The sequence below is a fragment of the Devosia sp. Micro-HW1 genome, from assembly GCF_056341075.1.
In genome coordinates, this window is sequence record NZ_CP094375.1 from 3,373,661 (window position 1) to 3,389,329 (window position 15,669).

At 62.6% G+C, this 15,669-nt stretch carries 14 protein-coding genes and 1 other RNA gene; 7 read left to right on the forward strand and 8 right to left on the reverse strand.

Annotation, left to right across the window (positions count from 1 at the left end; genetic code table 11):
• Positions 1-31: 31 nt before the first annotated feature.
• Positions 32-508, forward strand: a complete 477-nt coding sequence (locus MQW79_RS16235) for a hypothetical protein (RefSeq protein ID WP_476585505.1) — start codon at positions 32-34, stop codon at positions 506-508.
• A gap of 150 nt (positions 509-658) precedes the next feature.
• On the opposite strand, the gene recR is transcribed toward MQW79_RS16235, so the two are convergent.
• From recR to ffs, 4 genes are all read right to left on the reverse strand, one after another.
• Positions 659-1,255, reverse strand: a complete 597-nt coding sequence (gene recR / locus MQW79_RS16240; RefSeq protein ID WP_476585506.1) for a recombination mediator RecR — start codon at positions 1,253-1,255, stop codon at positions 659-661.
• Positions 1,256-1,437: 182 nt separating this feature from the next.
• Entirely contained in the window at positions 1,438-1,761 is a 324-nt protein-coding gene (locus MQW79_RS16245; protein ID WP_476585507.1) for a YbaB/EbfC family nucleoid-associated protein, read from the reverse strand.
• Entirely contained in the window at positions 1,758-3,518 is a 1,761-nt protein-coding gene (locus tag MQW79_RS16250) for a DNA polymerase III subunit gamma/tau (RefSeq protein WP_476585508.1), read from the reverse strand. Before MQW79_RS16250 ends, MQW79_RS16245 begins: the two co-directional genes overlap by 4 nt.
• Positions 3,519-3,640: 122 nt before the next feature.
• Positions 3,641-3,736: signal recognition particle sRNA small type (ffs, locus tag MQW79_RS16255), an RNA gene on the reverse strand.
• Positions 3,737-3,968: 232 nt separating this feature from the next.
• On the opposite strand from ffs, the gene MQW79_RS16260 reads away from it, so the two are divergent.
• Positions 3,969-5,504 (forward strand): DUF6600 domain-containing protein, encoded by a 1,536-nt coding sequence (locus MQW79_RS16260; protein ID WP_476585509.1) that lies wholly within the window; start codon positions 3,969-3,971, stop codon positions 5,502-5,504.
• Positions 5,505-5,602: 98 nt separating this feature from the next.
• On the opposite strand, the gene MQW79_RS16265 is transcribed toward MQW79_RS16260, so the two are convergent.
• Both MQW79_RS16265 and MQW79_RS16270 read right to left on the reverse strand, forming a co-directional pair.
• A complete protein-coding gene (locus MQW79_RS16265) occupies positions 5,603-6,634 on the reverse strand; it encodes an HD-GYP domain-containing protein (protein WP_476585510.1) in 1,032 nt (343 codons plus the stop codon).
• Positions 6,635-6,774: 140 nt separating this feature from the next.
• Positions 6,775-7,632, reverse strand: coding sequence for a DUF817 domain-containing protein (locus MQW79_RS16270; RefSeq protein WP_476585511.1), 858 nt, complete (start codon positions 7,630-7,632; stop codon positions 6,775-6,777).
• Positions 7,633-7,656: 24 nt separating this feature from the next.
• Here MQW79_RS16270 and MQW79_RS16275 point away from each other — a divergent pair, with 24 nt between their 5' ends.
• Both MQW79_RS16275 and sthA read left to right on the forward strand, forming a co-directional pair.
• Complete coding sequence (locus MQW79_RS16275; RefSeq protein ID WP_476585512.1) at positions 7,657-8,586, forward strand: LOG family protein; 930 nt, start codon at positions 7,657-7,659, stop codon at positions 8,584-8,586.
• A 118-nt stretch (positions 8,587-8,704) separates the two neighbouring features.
• Positions 8,705-10,186: a Si-specific NAD(P)(+) transhydrogenase gene (gene sthA, locus MQW79_RS16280; protein ID WP_476585513.1), complete on the forward strand. Its 1,482-nt coding sequence runs from the start codon at positions 8,705-8,707 to the stop codon at positions 10,184-10,186.
• A gap of 228 nt (positions 10,187-10,414) precedes the next feature.
• Here the strand turns inward: sthA and MQW79_RS16285 are convergent, their stop codons facing one another.
• The gene (locus MQW79_RS16285) at positions 10,415-12,013 is read right to left on the reverse strand and encodes an ATP-binding response regulator (RefSeq protein ID WP_476585514.1); all 1,599 of its coding nucleotides are present in this window, start codon (positions 12,011-12,013) and stop codon (positions 10,415-10,417) included.
• A gap of 178 nt (positions 12,014-12,191) precedes the next feature.
• Here MQW79_RS16285 and mscL point away from each other — a divergent pair, with 178 nt between their 5' ends.
• On the forward strand, positions 12,192-12,587 hold the full coding sequence (gene mscL / locus MQW79_RS16290; protein ID WP_476585515.1) for a large-conductance mechanosensitive channel protein MscL: 396 nt from the start codon (positions 12,192-12,194) through the stop codon (positions 12,585-12,587).
• Between the two features lie 272 nt (positions 12,588-12,859).
• Positions 12,860-13,495 (forward strand): response regulator transcription factor, encoded by a 636-nt coding sequence (locus MQW79_RS16295; protein ID WP_476585516.1) that lies wholly within the window; start codon positions 12,860-12,862, stop codon positions 13,493-13,495.
• Positions 13,496-13,731: 236 nt separating this feature from the next.
• On the opposite strand, the gene MQW79_RS16300 is transcribed toward MQW79_RS16295, so the two are convergent.
• The gene (locus MQW79_RS16300) at positions 13,732-14,673 is read right to left on the reverse strand and encodes a LysR family transcriptional regulator (protein ID WP_476585517.1); all 942 of its coding nucleotides are present in this window, start codon (positions 14,671-14,673) and stop codon (positions 13,732-13,734) included.
• Between the two features lie 90 nt (positions 14,674-14,763).
• On the opposite strand from MQW79_RS16300, the gene MQW79_RS16305 reads away from it, so the two are divergent.
• Positions 14,764-15,486, forward strand: a complete 723-nt coding sequence (locus tag MQW79_RS16305; protein ID WP_476585518.1) for an alpha/beta fold hydrolase — start codon at positions 14,764-14,766, stop codon at positions 15,484-15,486.
• The last annotated feature ends 183 nt before the right edge of the window (positions 15,487-15,669 follow it).

Here is a 15,669-nt window from a genome sequence, read left to right on the forward strand (position 1 = left end):
TTCCTCATGTTACTGCATGCGGGAGAAGATCATGGTGCAGAACCACAGTCATCCAGGCAGCCTCGTGCCCCAGGAAACCAATTTCGACAATGCCGACACGCCGGGCATTGCCCAGCCCTATAGCCAGACAGAGATCGAAGACCTGCTCTACGGCGACGACCGTTCGGTTGCAGAGCGGCTGGAGCGGCTGAGGGAAATGCGCGCGGAGGCCTATGAACGGGCCAGCGGCGATTTTGGTGGCCGTGACCCTGCCTACCTGTTGCAGGAACTCGATCGGGCCATCGACGAGCTGCAGCGCGATCTCGACAACACCGATGAAACCGGCAATGTCGACGCGATGATGGCCACCGACCCGGCCGATCACCTCGATGCACTCTCACCCGATGACATGGAAGCCCGTGAGGCTCTGATCGGGGAAGAAGAATTCTACGAGGACGATGAGGACGGCCCCGTAGACGACGACCACGTCTGGCACGGCAGCGAGGAATTCGATCCGCACCTGCATTGAACAGAGCCCTGTCCACCACGATTCCGCCCTCGGGCTCGACCCGAGGGCCCCTATCAAAGTGCGCGGGCGTTGCCATATGGACAGTGGCCCTCGGGTCAAGCCCGAGGGCGGTTCGGTGGAGCTAACCGTCCGGATGCCCCACACACTACCCTAAATCTCGGTCCGCGCCCTCAGGGCCTGGCTCAGCGTGCCTTCGTCGAGATAGTCGAGCTCACCGCCCACAGGCACGCCATGGGCGAGGCGGGTCACCTTGATTTCCGTGCCAGCAAGTCGGTCGGTAATGTAATGCGCCGTGGTCTGGCCCTCGACCGTGGCATTCATGGCCAGCACGATCTCGCGATAATCATGGGCGCGCGCGACGAGGCCGTCGAGGTTGAGGTCGTCCGGCCCGATCCCGTCGAGCGGGGATAGTACGCCACCCAGAACGTGATAGCGCACCTGTCCTACCCCGGCGCGTTCCAGCGCCCAGAGGTCCGCCACATCTTCAACGACGATGATCAGGCCACTATCTCCACGCCGCGGATCCGAACAGATCGTGCAGGGACTGATAGTATCGACATTGCCGCAGACATCGCAGGTCCGCACTGCCGCGACCGCGCGGTCCAGCGCCGCCGAAAGCGGCAGCATCAGCTGTTCCTTTTTCTTGATCAGGTGCAGCACGGCGCGTCGGGCCGAACGCGGTCCCAATCCCGGCAGCCGCGCCAGGAGCTGAATGAGCTGTTCGATTTCGGGTCCGCCTGAGGGCATCTTGCCACCTTGCTCGGTGTTCCCCCTCTCCCCTTGCGGGAGAGGGACAGATTTTCTGCGTTCAGCAGAAAATCAGGGTGAGGGGTTCTCTCCGCGTCCGCAACGGGTGTTCGGGGCGCGGACCCCTCATCCGCCCCTTCGGGGCCCTTTCTCCCGCAAGGGGAGGAGGGGAGGTCCAGTTGTTAAAACGGCAGTTTCATGCCCGGCGGGATCGGCAGCCCGGCGGTAACTTCCGCCATCTTGCGCTGGGCTTCGGCCTCGCTCTTGGCCTTGGCGTCGCTGAAAGCCGCGATGATCAGGTCTTCAACCATTTCGGCGTCTTCGGGCTTGAGCAAGGTGGGGTCGATCTTGATGGCGCGCATGTCGCCCTTACCCGAGAGCGAGACGCTGACCATACCGCCGCCGGAACGCCCTTCGACAACCAGTTCGGCCAGTTCGGCCTGCATGGTTTCCATCTTGGCCTTCATCTCGCCGGCGGCCTTCATCATGTTCATGATGTCTTTCATTCGTCGTCCTCTTCAAACGGGGGCGGTGGCATGTCTGGCGCGGCGGCTTCTTCGCGCACCGTCACATTGACAAGTTTCGCGCCCGGAAATGTTTCCATTATGGCTTTGACCAGCGGATCGTCATGGGCGGCGGCGGTCGCCGCTTCCTGCCGCTGCTCCTTTTCCTGCCTGATGGTCATGCCTTCGGCGGGCCTGGTCGATACGGTCACCAGCCACCGCTCGCCGGTCCAGGTCTGCAGGCGCGCCGCCAGATTGTTGACCACGGCGGGATTGGTGCCGGGGAGCAGTGACACCTCGATGCGTCCCTGCTCGAACGAGACGGGCAACATCTGGCTCTCGAGCGCCAGCTTGGTCAGCATGTCACGCTTGGCCGTGGCCAGGGCGATCAGGTCCTTGTAGCTGGCGACCGTCGCCAGGGCCGGCTGCACCACGGCCTGCGGGCGCGTCGCCGGAATGGCGACCGGCGTGGGCGCTGTCGACAGTGCGGCGGGCGCCGTCTGCACGGCCTCGACTCGCATGGCTGAAGCACCGCCCGAAGGCCCGCGCGGCGGCAATTGCGGCGTGCCTGAGCCTGACGGCAGGCTGCCCTGCTGGGTCAGCTTGGTGATCACCTCATCGGGGCTCGGCAGGTCGGCCGCATAGGCCAGACGAATGAGCGTCATCTCCGCGGCCTGCAGGCCATTGCCGGCACGCGCCGTCTCTTCATTGCCCTTGAAGAGGATCTGCCAGGCGCGGGTCAGCGCCCGCATCGGCAGGCGCTGCGCCAGATCGCGGCCCCGGTTGCGCTCGTCCGGTGTCAGCGAGGCGTCGTCGGCCGCAGCCGGCACAACCTTGATGCGTGTGACCAGATGGGTGAATTCGGCCAGGTCCGCCAGTAGCGTCTGGGGATCGGCGCCGAGATCGTAGAGTTCGCGCAAGGCCGTCAGGGCCTCGGCAATCCGCCCGCCCATCAGGTCCTCGAAGAGGTCAATGATCCGTGCCCGGTCGCCCAGACCAAGCATTGCTTTGACCGTCGCTGCGGTCACCGTGCCATTGCCATGGGCGATGGCCTGGTCAAGCAGCGAGAGACTGTCGCGGGCCGAGCCTTCGCCGGCGCGCACGATCATGGCCAGGGCATCGGCTTCGAAGCCGATATTCTCCTTGGCAAGGATCTGCTCGAGATAGTCAGACATCACCTCGGCCGGAATGCGCCTGAGGTCAAAGCGCTGGCAGCGCGACAGGATGGTGATCGGCACCTTGCGGATTTCGGTGGTCGCGAAGATGAACTTCACATAGGGCGGCGGCTCTTCAAGCGTCTTCAGCAGCCCGTTGAAGGCCGCCGTCGAGAGCATGTGCACCTCGTCGATCACATAGACCTTGTAGGGTGCAGAGACCGGCCCGTATTTGACCGAGTCGATGATCTCTCGGATATCGCCGATGCCGGTATTACTGGCGGCGTCCATTTCCACCACGTCCACATGCCGTCCCTCGATGATGGCGCGGCAATGCGTGCCTTCCTTCGAAAGGTCGAGTGTCGGGTGGCGGCCGCTTTCATCTTCATAATTGAAGGCGCGGGCCAGGATGCGGGCGGTGGTGGTCTTGCCCACACCGCGCACCCCGGTCAGGATGAAGGCATGGTGGATCCGGTTCTGCGCAAAGGCATTGCCTAGCGTCTGCACCATGGCGTCCTGACCCACGAGGGTCGAAAAGTCGCGCGGGCGATATTTGCGCGCCAGCACCAGATAGGGGGAGGTCTGGTTTTCAGCCATGCCGTCCATCCGTGTCGCGCACTCGTTGGAATCTGCCTTTGTTCATGCCCGGACCTTAGGGCAAGCCGCAAGAGACCGCAAAAGCCAAGAGGCCGGTTGCGGGTCCGATATGCCCAGTTGTGAACAGATTGAGTAGGAGGCTGGCATCGACCCGTGAGGATCTCGTTGGGGCTGCTTCCTTCCGGACCTGACCCGGTTGGCGAGGAACACGTCCGCGCCAACCTCCCGAAGGGCTATATGCGGATTCTTGGCCGGAGATGCAAGGGGTCGAATGGTGCCATGGTCGCTGCCGGCGCCTGCTTGCCTATGCGCAAAAACTGGCGCTGTCCTGCCCGGCGGGAGCGGGAGGACGCGACACCAGGCGATCACAAGGTGCCCGATCGGCCGATTTGACGGAACTCAGGGCGGTCAGGGTCATTGCGGTCATGCGGCATTGTCGACAACCTCACGGTGAACATCATGATCCGTTCCAGACTTCTTGCCGGAATGGCCGCGGCAGCTTTGACCGTGGCGACGACGGGACTGCCGGGCGTGCCCATGTTCGGCCTTCAGGCCGTTCAGGCACAACAGGTCAATGTCAGCTTCAATGTCTTCTTCACCCAGTTGCAGCCCCTCGGCGTCTGGGTGCGGCATGCCGACTTCAACTTTGTCTGGTGCCCAACCGGTCTTCCGGCGAACTGGCGCCCTTATACCAATGGCCGCTGGGTCTTCACGAGCGAGTTTGGCTGGTTCTTCCAGTCCGATGAGCCCTTCGCCTGGGCCACCTACCACTATGGCCGCTGGCTGGCCGATCCCCGCCTTGGCTGGTGCTGGGTTCCGGGCACGCAATGGGCCCCGGCATGGGTGACCTGGCGCAGCAGCGGCGACGTTATCGGCTGGGCGCCTTTGCCGCCAACCCGGCCTGGCTTTGTCGTCGACGTCAATGTCAATGTCACCATTGTAGATGCCAACTGGATCTTCGTGCCGGTCGTTCGCTTCGTTGATCCAAACCTGCGTGTGGTGGTGATCGTCGCCGATCAGAATCCCACTTTCGTGAGGCAGACCGAGTTTCTCGGGCCTGTCGTCGTGCAGAACAACGTGGTGATCAACAACGTCATCAACGTGAACTTCGTCGAGGAGCAGACAAACGTGACCGTTCCGGTCTTCACGGTCGCGCAGTCCACTGAGCCTGTTGCGCCGGCCGTCGATGGCACGACGCTCGAAATCTATACCGGTAATGTCGAAGAGCCGACCCCGGAGGATGTGCCGCCCGACGCTGTTGAAGTCGATGAGGCCGCCGAGGTCATAGCCGAGAATGAAACGGAGCCGGTTCCCGAACCGGAGACTGTCGAAGAGGCAGAAAGCGTACCGCCGGCCGAAGACACGACCGGGGCCGAAGGCGAGGCAGTGCCCGAAACCGCCGATGATGCTGAGCCTGCCGAGGAGGCCCCGGCCGACGATGATGCCGTAGCGCCCGAAGACGCTGCTACAGAGCCCGATGGCGAGGGGGCCGATCCCGCAGCCGACGAAGCGCCCGCCGAGGATCCGGATGCCGCAGATGTGCCGGCCGACGGTGAAGGCCTGCCAGCCGAGCTCGAATGCGCGCCAGAAGAGCTCGTGGATGGCGTCTGTCCCGAGATCGACGACGCAACCCCCGAAGAGGAGGTTGTAGAAGAGGTGCCTGCCGAGGAGGCCGCCGAAGAACCTGCCCCGGCCGAGGAAGCTGCCCCCGCCGAGGAGCCCGCACCGCCCGAAGAGCCTGCTCAGGAGGAAGCGGCCCCTGAAGAGGAGCCTGTAGTCGATGAAGCTCCTCCGGAGGAGGCCGCTCCTGCCGAGGAACAGCCAGCCGAAGAGGCCGCTCCGGCTGAGGAAGAGGCCGCGCCCGAGGAGGCTGCACCGGCGCCTGAGCCGATTGTCTGCCCCGAAGGCCAGATCCTTGATGAGCGAGGTCTGTGCGTGCCGCTGACCGACGATGCGGGCGAAGCCCCGGCGGAGAGCGAGGTCCCGGCACAGTAGGCATACTTTCCGAACGCAAGGGCAGGGGAAGCCGGCACAGACCGGCTTCCCCAATTGCTGTTCGGGGCAGGATACATGAACAGGGGGAGAGTTCGTGTCTATGCCGCCTCGACGCAGGGGCGGAAGGCACGCAACAGATCCTGATCGAAGAACTGGGTCTTTTCGGCGAGGTAGACCAAGGCCGCCTCCCGGGACATCGGGTTTTTGTAGGGGCGCCGCTCCACCAATGCGGAGAAGACGTCGCAGATGGTGATCATCTTGACCAGGTCAGGGACCTCGCTGCCCACCAGCCCCGCCGGATAACCCGAGCCGTCCAGCATTTCGTGATGCGAGCGCACGCAGCCCAGCACATCGCTGTTGCGCACGCCATGTTCCTTGAGAATGGCATAGCCGATCATCGGGTGGCGCCGGATATTGGCCAGCTCGATGGCATCGAGCGCGCCATCCTTGTTGAGGATTTCGCGCGGGATGAAGGCCTTGCCGACATCATGTACGAGGCCCGCCGTGGTCAGCAGGATCTTGTCCCCGCGCGAAAAGCCGAGCGACGAGCCGAAGGCGGCAGCGGCGCCCGCCACCAGCAGACAGTGCTGGTAGGTAAAGTCGTCATAGGACCAGACTTCGTCCATCCAGTGATGGATGCCCCTGGATTCGATCGCATCGAGCACGGCCTGTGCCCCGGCATCGATCATGTCGTTGCAATCGCCGGCCGCCGTCCAGCTATTGGCGTCGAGCAGGCCTTCGATCGCCAGCCGCGCCTCTGGCGGTACGCAGGACTTGTGCGCATTGAGGAACGGGTATTTCTCGAGCAGGTGCCCGAGCGCCGCATCGAGACCTTGGGCGCCGTCCAGCGTGTCGGTGGCGCCCAGCGCCCGCGCCTGGGATTCGGTGTGATGGTTGCGTTCGCGCAGCAGGAAAACCAGCGGACTATCAGCTGTACGGTGAACGGCCAGTGCCAGGCGCAGCATGCGGGCGCTGGAAAAGTTCTCGAGGTCCACGTCGCACAGGATCAGGGCGTTTTCGACCTTGATGGTTGGCGCTGAGTGGAGCGGAAACATCCGGCAGATGCCGCGCGCGACCAGGCGCTTGAGTTCCCCCTGTGGTGCCAGATGCCGATCCGTAAACAGCAACAACTCAGTGCCCTCCTTTGCTTAGAAGTGCATATGACTGTTGATGACTCGTGAATATCGGCAGTTTGTTGTCGCTATTTTTGCTCTATGATCAATTTAGACTATGACTACTTCAGTCATTGCTCGTGACGGCGGCTGCGTGGCTATCGTGCGGGCTCGTGCTGCTTGGGCGTGTGGACCAGTGTCACCAGCACGACGGAAATCATCATCAGCAGGTACCAGGAGCCCAGCTTGCTCCAGCTGACCACCGCCCAGCCGTCCGCCTGATCGGGATAAATCCATGCCCGTGACCAGGTGGCGATGTTTTCGGCGATCCAGATGAACAGGGCGACCAGCAGGAAGGCAAGCAGCATCGGCATGCGATGACGAAAGCGGAAAACGCGATAGTGCATCCAGCTGCGCCCGTAGAGGAGCGCGATAGCGGCGAACAGCGCCCAGCGGAAATCGAAAATATAGTGGTGGGTGAAGAAGTTGACATAGATGGCGACAGCCAGGATCACCGTCATCCAGATCGGCGGGTAGCGCGTGAACTCGATGTCGAATATGCGCTGGATACGGGCCATGTAGGAGCCGACACAGGCATACATGAAGCCGGAAAACAGTGGCACGCCGGCAATGCGAAACAGCGCATCGTCAGGGTAGATCCACGACCCGACCCCGGTCTTGAAGATTTCCATCCCGGTACCCACGAGGTGGAAGATCAGGATGACGCGCGCTTCCTCGAGGGTTTCGAGCCGGAAGAGGATCATGGCTGCCTGGATGCCCAGTGCGGCGAGGAACCAGAAGTCGTAGCGATTGAGCCCGATATCGGGCCACCAGAGGCGCGTGACAAGGATCATGCCCAGCATCAGCCCGCCGAACAGGCACCCCCAGGCCTGCTTGAGCCCAAAGACCAGGAACTCCACAAGACCGTCGGCGACCTTCCCGCGTGGCATGCGCGCCAATACGCCATGCGCCGCATGGTCGATCGCCGCTTCCACACTCGTGAACCGATTGGCCATGCCCCGCCCTTGCCCCGACCATCCATGCTGGTTATGCCGTTTAGAACGGCGCCGAATTGTGGCGCAACAGTCCATACGGAGTTCGACTTGGCCAAACGCCGCCATCCGACATCCCTGCGCACCTCGAGCGAGGACGTCGTCGTTTCGCGCAAGGCGCCCGATACGCCCCAGACGCGCAGCCCCGCTTATCGGCTGGCCTTCGCCGACGATGAGTTCATGACCTCCGAGGACACGCGCGGCGTGCGCTTCCAGCTGGAATATCTGAAACCCGAATTCCGCCTGCGCGAACACGGCATCAATTCCACCATCGTGCTCTTCGGGGGCGCGCGCATCCCCGAACCCGGCGAGCCGGCCTGGGCGGCCAAGAACGAGACGCAGCGCCGCAATCTCGAAGCCGCATCGCGCTACTACGAGGAAGCGCGCCGGTTTGCCCAATTCGCCTCCCAAACCTCCGCTTCCATGGACTATAAGGAATTTGTGGTCACCACGGGTGGCGGGCCAGGCGTCATGGAAGCGGGCAATCGCGGCGCATCCGACATGGGTGCGCCCTCGATCGGGCTCAATATCGTCCTGCCCCATGAGCAGGCGCCCAATCTGTTCGTCACGCCCGACCTGAGCTTCAATTTCCACTACTTCGCGACGCGCAAGATTCACTTCCTGATGCGAGCCAAGGCGGTCGCTGTGTTCCCGGGCGGCTTCGGCACGCTCGACGAATTTTTCGAGGCACTGACCCTGATCCAGACCGGCCGCATGGACAAGATCCCCATGCTCCTCTTCGGCAAGGCGTTCTGGAGCCGCGTCATCAATTTCGAGGCCCTGGCCGAAGCGGGCACGATCTCGCCGACCGATCCGGAGCTCTTCACCGTGGTCGACACGGCCGAGGAAGGCTGGGAGGTCGTGCGCAAATTCTACGACCTGCCCGATCTGGGTGCGCCAGCGCCGCGCGCCGAGTAAGAGCGCAATCCGTGCCCCCGTATTGCAGGCCTGCCTTGCGGTCCGGGGCCTCCTCGCCTCTTAACCCCGCTGTCACACTGGCTCGCTAGGGTGCCCATGGGCTTTGGGGGCTAATCTCGTGGAACGTTTCGATCTCGTCGTCATTGGTTCGGGGCCCGCCGGGCGCCGCGCCGCCATTCAGGCTGCCAAGCTCGGCAAGTCGGTGCTGGTGGTGGAGAACCGTCTCCGGCTGGGTGGCGTTTCTGTCCACACCGGCACCATTCCCTCCAAAACCCTGCGCGAAACCGTGCTCAACCTCTCGGGTTGGCGCGAACGCGGCTTTTATGGTCTAGCCTACAGGGTCAAGAAGGACATCGAGGGCAGGGACCTGGGCGCTCGGCTGCGCAAGACCCTCGACTACGAGATCGAGGTGCTCGAGCACCAGTTCGCCCGCAATGGCGTACGCACCTTTGGCGGCATGGCCCATTTCCGCGACGAACACCATGTCGTGGTCACCGATCCCCAGGGCGACGATCATGTCTTCGGGTTTGACTACGCCGTGATCGCCGTCGGCACCGCCCCCTATCGCCCGGCCAATATCCCCTTCGACGAGCACACCGTTCTCGACAGCGACAGTCTGGTAGGCGATCAGCTTCGCGTCCCCCGCAGCCTGACCGTGGTGGGTGCCGGCGTCATCGGTATCGAATATGCCACCATCTTTTCCGCTCTCGACGTGCCGGTCACCATTATCGAGCCGCGCGACAGTTTTCTCGAATTCATCGATCGCGAAATCATCGAGGAGTTCACCCATGACTTGAGGCAGCGCGGCGTCACCATTCGCCTCGGCGCCAAGGTGGAGCGCGTCGAAAAGGACGGGCAGGGCTGGGCCATGGCCCACCTCACCGATGGAAGGCAGATCCGCTCCGACATGCTGCTCTATGCGGCGGGCCGTGTCGGCGCGACCAGCAATCTCGGCCTCGAAAAATGCGGCGTCGTGCCCGATGACCGCGGTCGCCTCAAGGTCAATCCGACCACCTTCCAGACCCAGATTCCCCATATCTATGCCGCCGGCGACGTCATCGGCTTTCCCTCGCTGGCCTCGACGTCGATGGAACAGGGCCGCATTGCGGCGCTCCATGCCTTCGATGCGCGCATGCCGCCGGCACCGGAATTTTTTCCCTATGGCATCTATGCCGTGCCCGAAATTTCCACGGTCGGTCTCACCGAGGCACAGGTGCGCGCCCAGAACATTCCCTATGAATGCGGCGTGGCACGGTTCCGCGAGACTTCGCGCGGCCACATCATGGGCCTGCAATCGGGGATGATGAAGATGATCGTTTCGCTCGAAACGCGAAAGCTCCTCGGGGTGCATATCGTGGGCGAGGGGGCGACCGAACTCATTCACATCGGCCAGGCCGTGCTCAATCTCGGGGCCACGCTCGACTATTTCGTCGAGAACACCTTCAATTATCCCACGCTCGCCGAAGCCTACAAGATCGCCGCCCTCGACGCCTGGAACCGCATGCCCCGCGTCACCCCCATGGCGCCGGTCGTGGACAAGGCCACGGCCACGCCGGATTCCAGCCCGGAAACGTTGGCACCCGAGCAGGTTAAGGGCTAGCGATCTCCGAGAACTTAGGTCACCCCACCCTCATTCCCTCCCCCTCAAGGGGAGGGAGGCGCAGGCATCAGTCGCCGGTGTTCATCCACTCCCTCCCCTGGAGGGGGAGGGCAAGCAAAGCTTGGCGACGCTAGGCGCCCAGCGACGCTAGGGCGGGGTGATCTGGAGCTTTGGCTACACGCTGGTTGAGGGGAAGGATCAAGGGTGGGGTGTTACTGTTTGGGTAGCCTACCCCGCCCTTGGGCCAACCCGGCCCTGATTGGCAAGGCCACTGATCGTGGCGCGCAAGGCGGCCGGTTTGACCGGCTTGGTCACCACCGCGATGCCGCGATCCTCGGCCAGGGCCCGCACGGCCGGACTGCGGTCTGCCGTCACCAGCGCCGCCGGCAGGTGCCCGCCCAGATTGTGCCGCAGCCACTCGATGGCATCCAGCCCCGATGTCTGGTCGAGGTGATAGTCCATCAGCACCAGGTCCGGGTACCAGCCCTCGAGCAGATGTTCCCGGTCGATCTGCTTGAGCGACAGGGCCGTGCGGACGTCGCATCCCCAATGCACCAGCAGGCCCTCCATGGCCTCCAGAATGGCGCGTTCGTTGTCGACGCATAGCACTTTGAGGTTGAGCGTGCCGAAGCTGGGCTCGTTGGCCGGGGCTTGGCTTTCGCTGGCCGGGCGGGCATTGCGCACCGCAGGCAGGTAGAGCGAGAAGCGCGAGCCCTTGCCCTCCTGGCTGTCGAGTTCAAGGGTAAGGCCCAGGGCCGCCACGAGGCGCTGCACGATCGAGAGACCCAGGCCCAGCCCCTGGGCCATGCGCGCGCCACGCTCGAGCCGGGAAAATTCGGCGAAGACCAGCTTGTGCTGGTCGCGGTTGAAGCCGATCCCGGTATCGATCACGTCGAGCCGCCAGCGATTGCCGCGACGCCGCAGGCCCACCAGCACCTTGCCGCCCACCGGGGTATACTTGATGGCGTTGGAGACAAGGTTCTGCACGATGCGCCCGACCAGCGAGCGGTCGGCCAGCACGGTGGCCCGGGTCGGCACGATACGCAGCGAGATCGAGCGTTCCCGAGCCATGGGCGCGAATTCCACCTCGGTTTTCCTCAGGAGGTCCTGCGCCTGGATCGGCTTGGGCGCCGGCTTGAGCGCGCCGCTGTCGATGCGCGAAATATCGAGCAGGGCCGACATGATGTCTTCCACGGCCGTCAGCGACGCCTCGATGGAATTGGCCAGTTCGCCAAAGGCGGTGGATTTGGCGCGTTCGATCAGGGTCGATGTATAGAGCCGCGCTGCGTTGAGCGGCTGCAGCAGGTCATGACTGGCGGCGGCCAGGAAACGCGTCTTGTCGTGGTTCGACGCGTCGGCCTTTGCCCGCGCCGTTTCCAGCTCGGCATTGACCAGCTTGAGTGCCGATGTGCGCTCCTCGACGCGCTGCTCGATCTGCTGCTCGGCCCGCACCCGCGCCGTCACATCGGTAAAACTGACCACGAGGCCCCCGTTGGGCAGGCGGCTCGAATGAAATTCCAGCGACTGTCCGGCATTGCCCATGCGCTGCGTCACGGTCGTTGGTGCCCCGGTCAGCACCTTGATTCGCTCTATCGCCAGCTGCGCCGCATCGCCCTGCCCCAGATCGCCGCGTTCGGCCATGAACAGGGCAATATCGAACAGGGCTGAGCCGGGTCGCACCAGGTCGTCAGGCAGGTCGAGCAGCGTGTTGTAGCGCCGGTTGGAGACGACCAGCCGCAGCCCCGCATCGAATACGGCAATGCCTTGCGGAATATGATCCATGGCCAGAGTGAGGGCCCGGACAGGGTCGTGGTCGAGCAGGGTCATCTAGGTTTGCGCCCGGGCCTTTGAAAAGCGTCTGTGTCTTTATCGGCCTGCGCCGATGCCGGTGCAAGCTGGTCATTGGGCCCATTGCAATTGTCGCCAATCCCCGGCAATCGTTAAGTCCGATTAACCGTTCCCGCCAGTGAGTGTGGGACCTGCAGGGACGTATTAGGGGACCTCGATGATGGGCTTTCTCAAGGAATTCCGTGACTTCGCCGTCAAGGGCAACATGATTGATCTGGCTATCGGCGTGGTTATTGGTGCCGCTTTCGGCGGAATTGTTTCCTCGCTCGTCGATGACATCTTCATGCCGCTGATCGGCATCCTCATCGGCGGGGTGGATTTTTCCGGCATCGTGCTGACCGTCGGCGCGGCGCAGGTCAATATCGGCCTCTTCATCAACGCTGTGGTCAAGTTCACCATCATCGCCTTCGCGCTCTTCCTCGTGGTCAAGGGTATCAATGCCATGAAGCGCAAGGCAGCCGAGGAGCCGGTGGAAACCACGCCCGCCCCGACCAGGGAAGAAGTGCTGCTCACCGAAATTCGCGACGCTCTGCGCGCCAAATCCACTGTCTGATCTGAAAAGCCGGCAAAATGCGCCGGCTTTTCTTTACACGAGATATAGGAATAAAGTCATTGACACGCAGAGTAAATGAAAAGATCCCTATAACTAGGTAGTTCATCCTACGGATTCATCGTATCGGACAGAGCGACCACTTAGATCAAAATACACTTGCGGGACACCTGGGCAGAGGTGCAGCGGCGGCGGGCTAAACCTCGTTGCCATGCGAGCCGCTTTGCGCCGGGCCGTCCAGTTCTGGGGAAGAACTTGCTGGAAGGGGTTTAGGCATGAACTCGCATTCTTACTACCACGCCTTTCTCAATCGGGACCGCATGGTCCACATCGTCGATCCCGATCCGGGAATCTGCGAGGCGCTGAGCGTTCTGTTCCGTCTCGAGGGGTTTCAGACGGTGTTCTCGCTGGAGACGGCACATTTCTTCGCGGCCCTGGATCGGCGGCAGCCCGATGTGGTGGTCGCCAATCTTGAGCAGGGCGAAGACAGCGGGCTCGCCATCCTGCGACGCGTAAAGGCTTTGCGCACCGGTGTGCCTGTTGTCATGCTGGCCAATAGCCCGCAGGTCGAGGCGGCGGTGACCGCCATGAAACTGGGGGCCACCGATGTTCTCGTCAGGCCCATCGACAGCGAGCGCCTGTTGACGGTCATCCGCGATGCCCTGCGCAAGGATGTCCATGTCGGCGCCATGCAGTCGGGCAGCCGCCCCGTAGAGGTGCGCGGCTTTGCCCAGCTGACCCCGCGCGAGCGCGAAGTGCTGCAATTGATCACCAATGGCCAGTCCAACAAGGAAGCGGGGCGCGAGCTGGGCATTTCCCCCCGCACCATCGAAGTGCATCGCGCCCGCGTCATGGAAAAACTCGGCGCCCGCAACACGGCCGATCTCATGAGGATCGTGCTTACGAGCTAGGCTGCAGGTTGTTGCACCCGCCCGGTCGGCGCCATCGGCGCCGCTATAGAGTCGGCTGGAGAGAACGCGCGGCATCGCGGGGATGGTGTGGGAAGCTGCTGGGGCTGAACTGCAGCGCAATGGCAGCTATCCCGCGTGCGGCTGCTGAAGCTATCGGTTTGTAGCCGGCCCCGGTGACGCCCTGTGGGCTCCCTTTGGGCGGTGCCACTGCACGCCCCGTCGCACCCAAGCCCGGTCTAGGGTCCGAGCACGGCACGAACTTGTTCACGAAGCCACGCATGAGCACTGTCACCGTCGTATCGGCGATGCCAGTACATCCCCATGGCCAGTTCTTCGCCGCCAACAGGGAGTTCATAGAGCGCCAGTCCGTGGGACATGGCCGTGGCTTGTGCAAACTGCACGGGAAGCGAGCCCACCACGTGGCCTTGGGCAATCGCCATAGCGAGCGCATGGAAATGTGGCATCGTCAGAGAGACATGACGCCTGCGTCCCCAGCGTGCGAGCGCTGAATCGATCGCAGTTGAAAGTCCACCATCGGTAGAGCAGATCGCCTGAGGCAGGTCGCAGAATACGTCCATCGGCACGACGGCTCCTGCTTCAACACCCGCCATAGTGAGCGCAGGGTCACCAAGCTTCGCCACCAACACAAGGCGGGACTTGAAGAGAAACTGAAAGGTTGCCCATTCCGGGATGTCAACTGGGGGCGAAAGCGCAAGATCAATTGTGCCCTCAGACAACACATGAGGCATGGCACGTGGTCCGCCATCCAGAAACTGCAGCAAAACCATTGGCGCCTGCGCAAGGACACGCTGCGACAGCTCTGGCATCAGCATCGTCGAAAAATAGTCCGATCCCAAAATTCGGAAGGTCCGGACAGCCGTTAGGGGATCGAACGAGGAGTGCTCGGACAGAACCGTGTCAATGCTTGCCATGGCATCGCGGATAGCCGGTCCAAGCGCGAGGGCGCGCGGTGTCGGCACCATATTGTTGCCCTCGCGGATAAAAAGCTGATCGCCGACCAAATGTCTCAGGCGGTTAAGCGCCGAACTGACCGCAGGCTGGCTAAGGCCAATGCGTTCGCCGGCACGAGTAACACTGCGCTCCTGCATAAGAGCATTGAACACACGCAGCAGGTTGAGATCGAGCGAGGCGATATTCATCTGGTCAATTGGCCCCATATCATCATTGGATTTCCAGCTTGATGCAGCTCGCAGGTAATCTCAAGCACGGCCTGAACCAGGCCCTCCCTACTGGCAAGGAGCAAGCAGATGGCTACTTTCGTCGTTGTACATGGAGCCTGGCACACGGGCGAATTGATGCTGGCGGTTGCCGAGCATATTTCCGCGCATGGGCATGAGGTCCACACCCCCACTGCCGCGGGCAACCGGCCAGGCGATGGCATCGAGACCAGTCTCGATGCTGCCATCCAGTCAATTGTGGAGTTCATTGAACGAGAAGCCCTAAGAGACGTCGTTCTCGTGGGGCACAGTTATGGCGGTATGCTCATTACTGGCGCGGCGGATCGTTTGCCCGCTGGCCTCATTAGACGGCTGGTCTACTGGAACGCATTCGTCCCCAATGACGGTGAGAGCCTCAATGACCTTGTCCCTGACTACTTTCTAGCGATGTTCGATGAGATGGCGAAGCATGATGGCACGGTCATGATGCCGTTCCCAATCTGGCGAGACGCCCTGACCAACGACATGACCCAGGCAGCGTCACAAGCAGCGTATGGGCAACTTGTCGCGCAACCCTACAAGACCTTCACCGACAAGATCCGTTTGTCGCGTCCACCTGCCGCCTTCGACATTCCAAAATCCTACATCAATTTCACCGAAGATACCGGCATGCCGCCCTCAATGCCCTGGCATCCGCGCCTGTCGCAAAAGCTGGGACTGTTTCGACTGGTTCAGGCGCCGGGGAGTCACGAAGTTTGCTTTAGCAATCCAGCGCGGGCGGCAGATGCAATCCTCTTGGCTGGACAGGACTAAAACGCTCTGGAGAGAGGCGCGATTGGCGGTCGGAGAGACCCACCGCCCTGCGACAGTCGGGAAGGTTCTGAATCCTTGCGGAGCCGGTGTCCGAAGATGGGTTCGGGCAGCAATGTCCTCTGGCTAACCCCTGCAAGCATGCCGGACGCCCAGAGACAGAAACCGTCTCACCATACTTCACTC

What these genes read in the sequence shown, in the direction of transcription:
- MQW79_RS16235 (WP_476585505.1), top strand. Translation starts at nt 32, where the DNA reads ATGGTGCAGAACCACAGTCATCCAGGCAGCCTCGTGCCCCAGGAAACC.
- MQW79_RS16260 (WP_476585509.1), top strand. Translation starts at nt 3,969, where the DNA reads ATGATCCGTTCCAGACTTCTTGCCGGAATGGCCGCGGCAGCTTTGACC.
- mscL (WP_476585515.1), top strand. Translation starts at nt 12,192, where the DNA reads ATGATGGGCTTTCTCAAGGAATTCCGTGACTTCGCCGTCAAGGGCAAC.
- MQW79_RS16295 (WP_476585516.1), top strand. Translation starts at nt 12,860, where the DNA reads ATGAACTCGCATTCTTACTACCACGCCTTTCTCAATCGGGACCGCATG.
- MQW79_RS16300 (WP_476585517.1), bottom strand. Translation starts at nt 14,673, where the DNA reads ATGGGGCCAATTGACCAGATGAATATCGCCTCGCTCGATCTCAACCTG.
- MQW79_RS16275 (WP_476585512.1), top strand. Translation starts at nt 7,657, where the DNA reads ATGCTGGTTATGCCGTTTAGAACGGCGCCGAATTGTGGCGCAACAGTC.
- MQW79_RS16270 (WP_476585511.1), bottom strand. Translation starts at nt 7,632, where the DNA reads ATGGCCAATCGGTTCACGAGTGTGGAAGCGGCGATCGACCATGCGGCG.
- recR (WP_476585506.1), bottom strand. Translation starts at nt 1,255, where the DNA reads ATGCCCTCAGGCGGACCCGAAATCGAACAGCTCATTCAGCTCCTGGCG.
- MQW79_RS16245 (WP_476585507.1), bottom strand. Translation starts at nt 1,761, where the DNA reads ATGAAAGACATCATGAACATGATGAAGGCCGCCGGCGAGATGAAGGCC.
- MQW79_RS16305 (WP_476585518.1), top strand. Translation starts at nt 14,764, where the DNA reads ATGGCTACTTTCGTCGTTGTACATGGAGCCTGGCACACGGGCGAATTG.
- MQW79_RS16285 (WP_476585514.1), bottom strand. Translation starts at nt 12,013, where the DNA reads ATGACCCTGCTCGACCACGACCCTGTCCGGGCCCTCACTCTGGCCATG.
- MQW79_RS16250 (WP_476585508.1), bottom strand. Translation starts at nt 3,518, where the DNA reads ATGGACGGCATGGCTGAAAACCAGACCTCCCCCTATCTGGTGCTGGCG.